The organism is Novosphingobium sp. ERN07 (assembly GCF_012641335.1).
Lineage (GTDB): Bacteria > Pseudomonadota > Alphaproteobacteria > Sphingomonadales > Sphingomonadaceae > Novosphingobium.
Window position 1 is genome coordinate 285,865 of the sequence record NZ_JABAID010000003.1, and the last position, 12,725, is coordinate 298,589.

Annotated in this window: 9 protein-coding genes; 3 read left to right on the forward strand and 6 right to left on the reverse strand. The window is 62.4% G+C overall.

Features of this window, described 5'->3' with window-relative positions; genetic code table 11:
- Position 1: 1 nt before the first annotated feature.
- Entirely contained in the window at positions 2 to 1,342 is a 1,341-nt protein-coding gene (locus HGI47_RS06760) for an MFS transporter (protein ID WP_370521650.1), read from the reverse strand.
- 32 nt (positions 1,343 to 1,374) lie between these two features.
- A complete protein-coding gene (locus tag HGI47_RS06765; RefSeq protein ID WP_370521651.1) occupies positions 1,375 to 2,148 on the reverse strand; it encodes a TIM barrel protein in 774 nt (257 codons plus the stop codon).
- A gap of 182 nt (positions 2,149 to 2,330) precedes the next feature.
- Between HGI47_RS06765 and HGI47_RS06770 the strand changes: the two genes are divergently transcribed.
- Complete coding sequence (locus HGI47_RS06770) at positions 2,331 to 3,080, forward strand: enoyl-CoA hydratase/isomerase family protein (protein ID WP_168852042.1); 750 nt, start codon at positions 2,331 to 2,333, stop codon at positions 3,078 to 3,080.
- Here the strand turns inward: HGI47_RS06770 and HGI47_RS06775 are convergent.
- The gene (locus HGI47_RS06775; RefSeq protein ID WP_168852043.1) at positions 3,077 to 4,948 is read right to left on the reverse strand and encodes a methyl-accepting chemotaxis protein; all 1,872 of its coding nucleotides are present in this window, start codon (positions 4,946 to 4,948) and stop codon (positions 3,077 to 3,079) included. The genes HGI47_RS06770 and HGI47_RS06775 overlap by 4 nt on opposite strands.
- A gap of 70 nt (positions 4,949 to 5,018) precedes the next feature.
- Positions 5,019 to 7,520, reverse strand: a complete 2,502-nt coding sequence (locus tag HGI47_RS06780) for a TonB-dependent receptor domain-containing protein (protein ID WP_240950033.1) — start codon at positions 7,518 to 7,520, stop codon at positions 5,019 to 5,021.
- 273 nt (positions 7,521 to 7,793) lie between these two features.
- Here HGI47_RS06780 and HGI47_RS06785 point away from each other — a divergent pair, with 273 nt between their 5' ends.
- Positions 7,794 to 8,891 carry a DUF2332 domain-containing protein gene (locus HGI47_RS06785; protein WP_168852044.1) on the forward strand — a complete coding sequence of 366 codons (1,098 nt, stop codon included), beginning with the start codon at positions 7,794 to 7,796 and terminating at the stop codon, positions 8,889 to 8,891.
- 37 nt (positions 8,892 to 8,928) lie between these two features.
- On the opposite strand, the gene HGI47_RS06790 is transcribed toward HGI47_RS06785, so the two are convergent.
- Positions 8,929 to 10,155 carry an SLC13 family permease gene (locus HGI47_RS06790; protein WP_168852045.1) on the reverse strand — a complete coding sequence of 409 codons (1,227 nt, stop codon included), beginning with the start codon at positions 10,153 to 10,155 and terminating at the stop codon, positions 8,929 to 8,931.
- A 25-nt stretch (positions 10,156 to 10,180) separates the two neighbouring features.
- A complete protein-coding gene (locus HGI47_RS06795) occupies positions 10,181 to 11,713 on the reverse strand; it encodes a malonyl-CoA synthase (RefSeq protein ID WP_240950034.1) in 1,533 nt (510 codons plus the stop codon).
- Between the two features lie 109 nt (positions 11,714 to 11,822).
- On the opposite strand from HGI47_RS06795, the gene HGI47_RS06800 reads away from it, so the two are divergent.
- Positions 11,823 to 12,503, forward strand: a complete 681-nt coding sequence (locus HGI47_RS06800) for a GntR family transcriptional regulator (RefSeq protein WP_370521652.1) — start codon at positions 11,823 to 11,825, stop codon at positions 12,501 to 12,503.
- Positions 12,504 to 12,725 lie beyond the last annotated feature (222 nt).

Here is a 12,725-nt window from a genome sequence, read left to right on the forward strand (position 1 = left end):
CTTATTCCGCCGGAGCAGGGCTGCGCCCGGCGATGTCATTGCGGATCGTTTCGCGCAGGCCATCCATCGGCCACATCAGCATGACCACGGTCTGCAGGCCCAGGAGCACAACCGCGCTACCATAATAGGCCCAGCGGATCGCATCGCGCGCGGTGTCGGTCACCGCATCAGGGGCATAACCTGCCGCGCTCAGCACAAAGGCAAAGCCCGCCGTGCCAATGGCCATGCCCACCTTGGTCGATAGGCTGATGCCCGCCGAAAGTAGGCCCTCACGGCGGGTGCCAAACTTCCATTCGTGGTAATCCACCGTTTCGGCAATCATCGCAAAGGCGGCGGTGATCGTGATCGACGTAGCAAGGCAGGCCGCGATATAAATCGACAGAAACAGCGGCACGCTGCTTTCTGCCAACGGCAGCAGTGCAAACAGCGCTGCCGAAAGTCCCAGCACGAATACGCAGCCGCGCCGGATGCCCGTGTGCGCCAGGATCGGCGGCGCGACGACCGAGGACAGCAGCAACATGCCCGATACCGCCGGCAGCATGATCGAAATCATCCACGGCTTGCCCAGCACGTCGATGGCGAAATAGGCCGTCGCGCTCATCATCAGGCCGAAGCGGATGAAATAGAGCAGGCACGATGCGAAGACGACCAGCCACGCCCGGTTGTGGAGCATCTCGCGCACGGCGGGCATGATCGCGAAATCGGGCGAGGACGAATCCTCGAACCGCTCGCGGCAGTTGCGAAACAGCGCCACGGTACAGACAAACCCGATGGCCGCAAACAGCATGGCCACCGACTGGAAGCCCTGCTTCTGGTCATTTCCGCCGAACAGGCCGACCAGCGGGAGCACCGCCGCCGTGCCCATCACCACCGAAATCGACGTGCCGATCCCGCGCATTCCTGAAAGCTTGAGCCGTTCGGACGAATCCAGCGTCATCATCGGCATCAGCGCGGTATAGGGGATCGCCTGCAACGACATCAGAATGCCTAGCGCCTTGAACGTGACGAAAGCATAGGCAAGCTGCGCCCCCTCGCTCCAGTCCGGCATATGGAACAGCGCCACGGTGACCAGCGCATAGGGCAGGGCGGTGAACAGGAAATAGCCGCGCGTACGGCCCCAGCGGCTGCGCGTCTTGTCCACAGCGATACCCACCACTACGTCGATCACTGCATCCAGCAATCGCGCAATCAGGAACACAGTGCCCACGGCGGCCGCAGGCAGCCCAACTACGTTGGTATAGTAGAACAGCAGGAACCCGCTCGCCATGTTATAGGCAAGGCTGGTGCCCATGTCGCCAAGGCCGTAGCTGAGGCGTTCAGTGAATTTGAGCTTGTTCGCCACATCCCTCTCCCGGATCGCAGCACAATTTTCTGTTAGAGCGCCAGCGTTTTGCGGGTCAGCTCAAGCGACTGGTCCATTGGCAGGGTCGGGAAATATTCCATCCCGATAGCGCCGGTATAGCCAAGGCTTTCCAGCGTGCGCATGACATGCGCCCAATCGACCGTCCCGGTGCCCGGCTCGTTCCGGTCGTCCATGTCGGCCACCTGCACATGGGCGACAAGGTGGACGCGGCCTTGCAGCACTTCGGCAATATCCTCGCCCATCACCGCGCTGTGCCACACATCGTAGAGCAGGCGCAGGTTGGGGCTGCCCACGGCCTCCACCAGATCAAGGCCCAGCGTGGTGCTGACCAGATACATGGCCGAGAACAGCCGCGTGTTCAGCGGCTCCAGCAGCAGCAGCACGCCTGCCTCTTCGGCCAGCGCGGCAGCGGCTTTTAGCGCAGCAACGGCATTGGCGAAGTGTTCCTCCTCGCTCATCCCCTCTACCCGAAAGCCCGATGCCACGATGAGCGGCGGCTTGCCGAGGCAGGCGGTGGCGGCAATCGTCTCACGCACCGCATCCACCATCTCGCCACGTTCGGCGGGGTCCACGATGGAACGGCGCGGATCGACGCACAGGCCGGTCAGTCCCACACCCGTATCGGCCAGCGCAGCAGCAATGGCATCAACCGGCTTGTCCCGCCACAAGTGGAACTCCACTGCCGCAAAACCCTCAGCCTTGGCGGCATGGATGCGCGCGGCAAGGTCTCCAGCTTCGGCAAACTGCCATTCGATGCACGATGAAAGCGTAAGGGCAGGCAACACGTCGATCTCCCAATCGGCGGCCCCGCGCAGCCCCAATGGCCGCGTTTGCCTGGCGACATCTGGCGTCGCTACTTTATTGGAATGTAGGTTCTCATTTATCCTGCCCCGCGTCAAGAGGGCTTGCCAGCCTCATCTTCACGCACCATGCGCGCCGCAACGGCAATGACGAAAGGCACCACGGCATGACACTGCGGCTCGAAACGGACGGCGCCATCGCCCGTCTGCTGATCGACCGCGCGGACAAGCGCAATGCCTTCACCTTTGCCATGTGGCAGCGCCTGCCCGAACTGCTGGCCGAAGCCGCCGCCGATCCGGCGTTGCGCGTCCTTGTCGTCAAATCGGCAAACGGCGGCGCATTCTGTGCAGGTGCAGACATTGCCGAACTGCTCGCTCGCAAGGACGATGCCCAGTGGCGCGCGGATAATCAGGCCGCGATCAACCGCGCGCAATACGAACTCACGCGCTTTCCCCTGCCAACCGTGGCAATGGTCGAAGGCGATTGCGTGGGTGGCGGCTGCGGCATCGCGCTCGCCTGCGATATCCGCGTGGCCGGACCGCAGGCCCGCTTTGGCATCACGCCGGCAAAGCTTGGCCTCGTCTATCCGCTGCACGATGTGAAGCTGCTGGTCGATCTCGTCGGGCCGGGGCAGGCGCGGCGGATGCTCTACACCGGGATGTTACTGGGCGCGGACGAGGCGCAGGCCATCGGCCTTGTCGAGGAACAGGCGCCAAGCGAAGACGCGTTGGTCACGCAAATCCTTGCCGCATCGCCCTTTTCCGCCCGCGCGCTGAAGCAGTTCGTCCGGCAGGTGCTAGATGGCCAAGTGGCCGAAGACGCGCAATCGCTGGATATCTTCGCGTCAGCCTTCACGGCTGCGGATTTCCACGAAGGCACCACCGCCTTCGTGGAAAAGCGCAAACCGCGTTTTTAAAACTCGGACCAATCGTTATCGAGCGCAAGGTTCCCGCTCACAACCGGCGGCGGCGGTGCCGTCCGCGGTGCCGATGCGGCAACCGGCAGCGGTGCCACCGGCGCGTTGCGACGGACAGGCGCAACAGCGCCACCACCAAATGCACGCGGCCGCTCGTCCCCGATCTTGAAGCTTGCAAAGGCGCTGGAAAGCTGACCCGCCTCCTGCGTCAGGTTCTTGGTCGCGGCATTGGTTTCTTCCACCATTGCGGCGTTCTGCTGGGTCATCTGGTCCATCGCGCCGATGGCCTGATTGATCTTGCGCAGCGCGACGCTCTGCTCACCCGCCGTTTCGGCAATGGTGGAGATCGATGCGGTCACCGTGCCAACCCGGCTGATGATCGTCTCCAGCGCCGATCCGGTTTCGTTCACCAAGGAAACACCCGAACGCACATGGCTGGTCACCGCTTCCACGCGCTGCTTGATCGCGTTGGCAGCCTCGGTCGCACGCTGGGCGAGCGCACGCACTTCGGAGGCGACCACGGCAAAGCCCTTGCCCGCTTCACCGGCACGGGCCGCTTCCACGCCCGCATTGAGCGCCAGCAGGTTGGTCTGGAAGGCGATGCCGTCGATCATCGTGGTGATGTCGGAAATTTCGGCGCTGGCCCGCGCCACGTTGTCCATCGCTTCGATGGCTTTGCCCACAACCTTGCCGCCATTCTCGGCCTCGCTGCGCGCTTCGACCATCGATCCGCTCACATCTGCGGCGATCTGGGCATAATCCTCGATCTGCGTGGTCAGGTGATCCATTGCCGATGACGATGCCTGCAGGCTCGATGCCTGCTGTTCGCTGCGATTGGCAAGGTCGGTGGTGGCCTGCTGGATTTCGCCAGATGTCAGGTTGATCGCCATGATGCTGTCCTGCACCAGCCCCATCGCCTGACACAGCCGCTCCATCGCTTCGTTGAAATCGCGCGCAACGGTCTGGAATGCAGGCGGCACATCGGTCAACCGCACCGAAAGATCGGCATTGGCCACCGCGTGCAGATGCGCGCCGATCTTGGCCATCGCCTGTTCGCGGTCCGCCACGGCCCGCGCGCGTTCCAGCGCGGCATCGCGGAAGAACCGCACGGCCTGCGCCATCGCGCCCAGTTCGTCGCTGCGATCCGTGCCGGGAATGGCGATATCGTTGTTGCCATCGGCAAGAGCCGACATCGTATGGGTAAGATCCGCAATCGGCGTTGCGATGGAATGCGAAAGCTTGCGTGAAAGCATCAGCGCCAGCCCGATCAGCAGCGCACCGCCCACGCCAAGCGCAATCCACGCAAACAGGACAGCGCTTTCCTGCCGTGCCGTATCAGCGGCAATTGCGTCGTGCTGCGCATCGCGAACCGCGCGCAGTGGCAGCACTGCATCGCTTACCAGCACCGCCTTGCCTGCGGCGCGGATGGCTTCCTGCGCGGCATCGCGCTGGCCGGATTTGACCACTGCGATGTATTTGTCGCCCCAGTTCTCACGCCATTTCAGCGTTTCATTGCGCGATGTGCGCACCAATTCCTGCAAGGCAGGGTCGTTCAGCCGAGCCTCCAGTGCAGCCGAAGCCTTGTCGTAATCGTCGCGCCCTTCGTAATAGGACTTGAGGTAGCTTTCATCGGCCGTCACCAGAAATCCGCGCAACTGGCTGTTCTGCCGCAGCAATGCGGTTTCCAGCGTCAGCGTATCAGCCAGCACGGCCTGACTTTCGGTATTGCGCGCGGTTACGCTCGATACCATCGCCAGACTTACGCCGAACACGATCATCATGATCGCGGCCGTAACGTTGAGCGCCACGAACGAAAGGCCGAGGCGGCGGGGAATGTTCATGCGTTCCAGCGCAGAATTGCTCAGCACGGTCAGGTTTCCTCGAACTTGAGGGCGCAGCCCGCCCCCCGCAGGGGTGGGGAGACGGGCCACTTGGGGATCAGAAAGCGTAACGAAGCGATGCGGTCACCGTGCGGCCATTCATGACCTGCGCGTTGGTAAGCCCGCCTGCGGGAATGGCCGCCGATGCGATCTGCACGATGGCCAGCTTGTCGAACACGTTGAAGGCATTCACGCCCAAGGTCACGCGGTCCACGGGGTGGAATTGCACGAACGGGCTGACCAGCACATAACCCGGTTGCTTCAGCACATTGCTGTCCTGCGCAAAGCTGCTGGTCGTGCCGTTCAGCACGGTGCCAAACGTAACCTTGTCCAGATTCACTTCAGGCCGCGCCTGAAACGAGAACGTCGGGATATGGCGTGGGCGATTGCCTTCCAGCGCCGGATCGGTGAAATCCTTGGTGATCGATGCATTGGTCCAGGTGGCACCCAGCGTGAGCGCGAACGGCCCTTCGCGAACCTCGCCTTCAAACTCGATGCCCTTGGCGCTGTAGGTGCGATTGATCGGGATCACCACCACCTGCCCGCTGGCATCCGCGCCGATCTGATAGTTCCGCTCACCGGTCGATGCCCAGAACCCGGTGACATAGGCGGTCAGCCCGGCCTTGCGGAACTTCAGGCCCACTTCGGCCTGCTTGACCACGTTATAGGCGGTCGATGGATCGATCAGCGCGCCGCTGTTGGGATCGAGCGAGCCTGCGCCCAGAATGCGCTCGGCATTGGCGCGCGCCCCCCGGCTGTAGCGGGCAAAGACCGAAAACGGCTCTGCCACGCGATAGTTCACGCCGGTCGAATAGGAAACGTAGTCATAGTCGTAATCCACCGCCGCAGGCTGCGTCAGCGGAAGGATCGCCACCTTGGTTTCCGCAACAGAGATCGTGCCATTGCGATTGATGTCGAGCGCCGTCTCTCCGATGCGCCCGCCACCAAGGCTGGATGAAAACACCCGGCCCTTCACCGAACCGCGATCCCAGCGCAGACTACCACCGATGGCCAGCTTGCCGATCTGGTAATTGGCCGAAGCATAGGGTGCCAGAACCTTGTAGTTCACATCATACCGCGTGTGATAGGCCGCCAGCGGCACGCCAAAGCCAAAGCCATAGGCATAGGTTCCACCATCGGTTAGCGGCACGCCGCCCGCGCTGGTCAGGTTGACCGGCGCATTGGCTCCGCCGCCTGCCAGATCGTTGATCGCATTGGCAAAGTTCCAGTACATGTCGACCGTCTGCGAAGCGTTATAGACGCCTGCCGTGGTCGTCAGCTTGCCTTCGCCCACCGTCCACACGCGGCTTGCGCGCAGGTCGTTCGTCGCGTTGTCCAACTGGTTTTGCTTCGCGTTGATGCGGATCGAATAAGCCAGCAGCCGCGCATCGCTGATCGCCTGCCCTGCCGATGGTCCGCCAGCATAAGCCAGCGTTGCACCCGGCCCGCCAAAAAGCCCGGCAACCATAGGGGCAGGGGCAGTGATCATCGGAATGCTTTCGTTGTACTCGCCGCCGATATCGGCAAAACGAAAGCGATTGCTGACCGTCCACCCTGCCACGTCGAACTGCGCTTCCAGCCCCACCGATTTCGTCACGCCGCGCAAACCGTTCTGCGCATCGAAGGTGGTCGGGTTGTTGTTCTGGTCCACGCCCAGATAACGTGGGGTATAGTGCGATTCAAAGGCATCGCTGCGGATGTCGTTACCCGGCAGATCGCTCACCTTGGGCGCATCGTTGGTGCCCGTCAGCAGGATCGGGAACAGCGAATAGTTGGGCTGCCGGTCGTCCATGTATTTGGCATAGAAACGGATGAAACCGCCCTCGAACGCCTTGGTCACGTTGGCCTTGATCTGGCCGCCTTTGAACCCGTCGTAGCCGATGGCGCGCGGCCCTTCGCCCTGCCGATAGAAACCACCCACATGGAACCGCCAGCCATCCCCCAGCGGGCTGCCATAGGCAAAATCGATGCGCTTCAGATCGTGGCCAATGCCGCTTGAAACCTGCAAAAGTCCGCCCGCCGTTTCACCGGTGCGCGAAATCAGGTTCACCACGCCGCCGGGCGAATTGGAGGCAAAGGTCGATGCCGAACCGCCCCGGATCGCCTGCACTTGCGAAAGCGTAAGGTCCGCGCGCAGGAACTGGTCGGCCGATGCGAAGTGCAGATCGCCAAACTCCAGAACCGGCAGCCCATCTTCCTGCAATTGCAGGAACTTCGATCCATCAGCCGAAAGCGGAAGGCCGCGCACGGTAATCGCGGAAAAGCCGTCAGTATCCGACGTTTCGGACCGGATGCCGGGGATGTTCTGCATGATGCCAGCGACCGAGCTGACCGAAAGCTTGGCAAGGTCTGCCTCGTCGATCACGCTGGCGGAAATCGCGGTGTCCAGCAGGTCACGCCCTTTCGCGACGCCCGTGCTGAAGGCTTTTTTGGCTGGAGCTGCCGAAGCTGCCTTTTCGTTTGCGCCACCATCAGGGGCAGGAACCCCATCGCCAGCCCACGCGGTGTGCGGCATGGTCGTGCCAAGCAGGGTGGCAGCAAGAAGCGAAAATTTGCGCATCGATATCCTCATGTCGACTTGAACGGGTCGATTTCTCGTCGAGGATCACCGATAGTCACCGGCCATTAACCCTGATGTTGTGCGGGGCTATGTAAAACTACCGATATTACAGATATTTGCATCACCTTACGCGCGATCTACGGACTTACCCCTATCCTGCATTGGCACCCTGTTCGGCATGAACGCCTATTTTCGGTCTAAGCATAATTATCGGTTTCAGCGAAAGTATCCGTTTTGCCCCTGTCCGCGCTACTTCCCACAGTTGATGAAACCTTGCGCGGGCCTGCGCCCTTCGGCACGGGTCGCGCCGAAGCGCAATTGCGGATCGAGGCAGAAAAAGCAGAAGGGTTCGGCAAGACCTTCATCGCCGCGCTCATGGAAAGCCTTGCCCGCGTTTTGCCCAATGCCCCGCAAATGCGCCAATGTATCGAACGCTGGCCCGGCGATATTGCTGGGGCAGGCGTGATCTTCCGCCTCAACGCCGGGCTGCACGCATTGGCGCGTTCGGGCAGGCACGGCGCATTGCAGCGGCTCTATCGCTCCGCCACCGCCGATACCCGGCCTGCACCCGGCTTGCTCGATCTTCTGCTGGCCGATGTGCTGGCGCACCATAGCGGCGAACTCATGGAATGGATGGCCGGTCCCACCCAGACCAACGAGGTGGCCCGCGTTGCCGGTTTCGTTGCGGCCCTGCTCGAACTGAACGCCGTTTCACCGTTGCCTTGCGAACTCCTCGAACTTGGCAGCAGTGCCGGGCTGAACCTCAATCTTGCGCGCTATGGCTGCGTGATGGGCAGGACGTTCAGCGGTGATGTTCACAATTCCGTGCAGATTGCGCCGCGCTGGCATGGCAGTTCCCCGCCGCCGGGGCCGCTGGCGATCGAACGCGCGGTAGGCGTCGATCTCAGCCCGCTTGATGCGCTTGACGATGCCGATTGTGAGCGGCTCCACGCCTATATCTGGGCGGGTGAGCGCGCCCGCAGCGTGCGCCTTCGCGCGGCCATCGCGGTTGCGCGGTCACACCCGCCGCAAGTCGCCGCCGGTCTTGCCAGTCGCTGGCTTGCCGCGCAGCTTGCCCGCCCGCAGCGTCAGGGCACGCGGCGGGTGGTGGTCCATTCGATGGTCGTGCAATATATGCCCGAAGTCGAACGCGCCGCCGTGGATGCGGCAATCAGCTTTGCCGCTCAGGCTGCCACCCCTTCGCGCCCGCTGGCCCGCATCGGCATGGAATGGAGCGCGGATCGCAGCGCTGTGGAGCTTCAGGTCACGCAGTGGGACGGCAGCAGTGCTTCTGGCCGCACGGTGGTGGCGGCGCACTGCCATCCCTATGCCGAATGGTTCGAATGGCACGGCCTGAACGGCGCTTTCTGAACTGCACCTAGATGCACCTACGCGCACCTAACCCCGTCTAAACCGCCACAAACACGGCCCAAGCCAGCAGCGGACCCACCCCTACGATCAGCGCGGCATAGCCCAGGAGCTTGCGCAGCATTGCCGGCCGTTCCGACTCTGGCGAATTGCCGACGATCAGCGCGCCGTTGGTTGAGAAGGGCGATGTGTCGACAATGGTGTTGGCAATGCACAATGCCGATATCACCGCCATGACCGAAAGCTGCGATCCCGCCAGCAGCGGCACCGCCAGCGGGATCATCACGCCCAGCAATGCGGTGGACGAAGCGAAAGCCGATACGACTCCTGCCAGATAGCACAGCAGCAACACCGCCAGCGCGGGCGAGCCGACTTGCCCGATCATGTCGCTGACAGCAGCCAGCGTGCCCAGCTTTTCCATCAGGCCGACATAGATGACGATGCCCGAAATCAGCAGGATTGTGGACCAATCCACCTGTTTGAGTGCACCCTCCTGCGTGCGCGGCGCAACTATGGCAAGCGCGAGGATCACCAGCAGCGCCATGAACCCGATGTCGATCTTGAACAGCAATGCTCCGATGGCGAGCGCAGCAAGACCTGCCAGCGTCCATGCACCATCGCGGCCCAGAACGGGCGGCGCTTCGGCCACGCCTTCGTGCGTGATGCCGCTGGCAGCTTCACGGCGCGCATAGAACGCCCAGATCACCAGCGCGAGAGCGGCGTTGAACGCGGCGCTGGCGAGAAACAGATACATTGGATCAGGCTCTATCCCGCTAGAGGCCAGAACCTTGTTGGTAATGCCGCCATAGATCGAGATGGGGGAAAACGCCCCGGCCTGCGCGCCGTGGACGACCAGCAGCCCCATCATCAGCGACGAAAATCCATGACTGCGGGCAAAGCGCAACGCAATTGGCGCGACCACGGCAACGGCGGCGGGCCCGACTGCGCCCAGCGCCGTCAGCACGCCCGCGACCGCAAAGACCAGCAAGGGCAGGAACGCCGTGTGCCGCCCCAGCATCCCGGCGGCGCGCGCCACCAGCCAGTCTATCGCGCCGTTGCGACTGGCGATGCCGAACAGATAAGTGATGCCCAGCAGCGTCAGGAACAGATCGGTAGGAAAGCCCGCGAGCACGTCCTTCACCGATAGTCCGCCAACGAAAACGCCAAGGCCCAGCGCGGCGGCAAGGCCGATCAGCCCCATGTTGACCGGCAGCCACACGGCGGCGGCAAAGATGACGATCAGGATCGCCATCGATAGCAGGATCATTGTTCTTATCCCCTCCCGACTTCGATCACTCGCTGAAGAGTTTCCCGTAAGTCTCCCGTAGCAGGGCTTTTTGCACCTTGCCCATCGTATTGCGCGGCAGTTCTTCGACAAAGACGACCGCGCGCGGCTGCTTGAAGCGGGCGAGGCTGTCTTTCAGCGCGGCCAGCACAGCAGCCTGATCAAGCGCTTCATTGGTGGATTTGACCACCGCGACCACCGCTTCGCCCATATCGGCGTGCGGCACGCCGATCACCGCGCTTTCGGCAATGCCGGGAAGTTCATCCAGCGCGGCCTCGACTTCGGCGGGGTAGATATTGAACCCGCCCGCGATGATCAGATCCTTGGCCCGGCCAACGATGTGGACATAGCCTTCAGCATCGATGAAACCGAGATCGCCGGTGATGAAGAACCCATCGGCGCGAAATTCCTGCGCGGTTTTTTCCGGCATCTGCCAGTAACCGCCGAACACATTGGGGCCTTTCACCTCGATCCCGCCAATCTCGCCCTGCGGCAGAACGGTGGCGGTTTCAGGATCAGCAATCCGGACGGCCACACCGGGCAGCGGGAAGCCGACACTGCCGGGCTTGCGCAAGCCGTCATAAGGATTTGACGTGTTCATGTTGGTTTCGGTCATGCCATAACGTTCAAGAATGGCGTGGCCGGTCAAAGCGCTGAATTCCTTGTGCGTTTCGGCAGAAAGCGGCGCAGAGCCGGAGACGAACAGGCGCATCCCGGCGGCGAGGTCACGTGTGAAGCCGGTGTGGGCGAGGAGCCGCGTGTAAAACGTGGGCACGCCCATCAATACCGAGGCTTGGGGCATCAGGCGAACCAGCGCATCGGCATCGAACTTCGGCAGGAAGATCATTGCCGCGCCTGCCGCAATCGTCACGTTGGTCGCCACGAACAGCCCGTGGGTGTGAAAGATCGGCAGCGCGTGGAGCAGGCGGTCCTGCGCGGTAAAACGCCAATATTCGCGCAGGGTCAGCGCGTTTGAGGCAAGGTTCGCGTGGCTGAGCATCGCGCCCTTGCTGCGCCCCGTGGTGCCGGAGGTGTAGAGGATGGCGGCGAGGCCATCGGCCTTTGCAGGTTCGGCGTCAAAAATTTCGGGCTGGCCCGCAGCGGCATCGATCAGCGTTCCGCCGGTGCCGTCAGCATCCAGCGTGAGCCATGCCGGCACCCCAAGATCGGCGCAGAGCGCAACCATCGCCGGTTCGTCATCCGGGCGGCACAGAACCAGCGCGGGTTTCGCATCTCCAAGGAAATAGCGCACTTCGCCAATCGTGTAGGCGGTGTTCAGCGGCAAGTAGACCGCGCCTGCCTGCAATGCGGCAAGATAGGTGAGCAGCGCGGTTTGCGACTTTTCCACTTGCACGGCGATCCGGTCGCCCGGCTGCACGCCCGATGCGCGGAAAGCGTGGGCAAGCTGCGCAGAACGGGCACGCGCTGCGGCATAGGTCAGCACGCTGCCGTTCTCGGCAATAAGGAACGGTGCCTCTGGCGATGCCCTGCAAGTGGCAAGGAACAGGGACAGGATAGAATGCGCGGCAGATTCGGCCAAAGGGGCACCCATGTTGATTGTGGTGAGCGACTGATGTGGTGACACCGGTTGTTTCCGGCCATCGTGTATGCAAGATTCGCGTATCCGCACATTTGGGAATGCAACACCTGTGAATGCAGAGCAAGACCCCTCAACCGTTCCGCTGCTGTCCGAACGCATCAGAATGGCGCTGGCCGACGAGATTACCGCAGGCTTGATCGCGCCCGGAACGCAGTTGGACGAACAACAGCTTGGGACGCGATTCGGGGCATCACGAACCCCGGTGCGCGAGGCTTTGCGCCAGCTTTCCGCATCGGGTCTGGTTGAAATGCGCCCGCGCCGCGGGGCCGTTGTGGCCGCGATGACCGCCGAACGCATCTTTGAAATGTTCGAGCTTTCCGCCGAGATCGAAGCGCTGTGCGTGCGCCTTGCAGCGTGGCGGATGACGCCGCTGGAACGCAACCGACTGCGGCGAATCCACGAAGAATCCGCCGATGCCGTGGCGCGCGGGGATATCGACGAATACGACCGGCTGAACTGGCGTTTCCACGATTCGATCTATGAAGGCACGCACAATGCCTTCATCGTGGAACAGGCCAAGGCCCTGCGCGAACGCATGGCCGCGTTCCGGCGGGCACAACTTCGTGAAGACGGACGCCCCGCCCTTTCACGCGAAGAGCATGGCGCACTGCTGGAAGCCATCATGCGCGGGGATGGCGAGGAGGCAGCCAAGCAGATGCGCGCGCACATGTTCAACGCATCGGGCGCGCTCGAACGGTTCGCATCGTTTGTGAACAGTGATCACAGGTAGCAAGCCGTGCATACCGAACTGTGATTTTCAATAGTTCTGGTATGCCGACATCCAAATTCGTTACACTTTGCCACATTTCTGGCTTGCGCTGTCAAAAGTGGTGTGTAAGACCGTGACCATAACGATCGGTGGCGAGCAAGGCCGCGGACGGGGAGGAGCCAGAATCGCTGCGCGGAAGCATACTTCCGGCGAATCTCTCTCCTTGGTGCCAACTTTGTTGGC

Bases quoted from the DNA above. Each gene is read 5' to 3' on its own strand.
- HGI47_RS06770 (WP_168852042.1), top strand. From the start codon at position 2,331: ATGACACTGCGGCTCGAAACGGACGGCGCCATCGCCCGTCTGCTGATC.
- HGI47_RS06780 (WP_240950033.1), bottom strand. From the start codon at position 7,520: ATGCGCAAATTTTCGCTTCTTGCTGCCACCCTGCTTGGCACGACCATG.
- HGI47_RS06790 (WP_168852045.1), bottom strand. From the start codon at position 10,155: ATGATCCTGCTATCGATGGCGATCCTGATCGTCATCTTTGCCGCCGCC.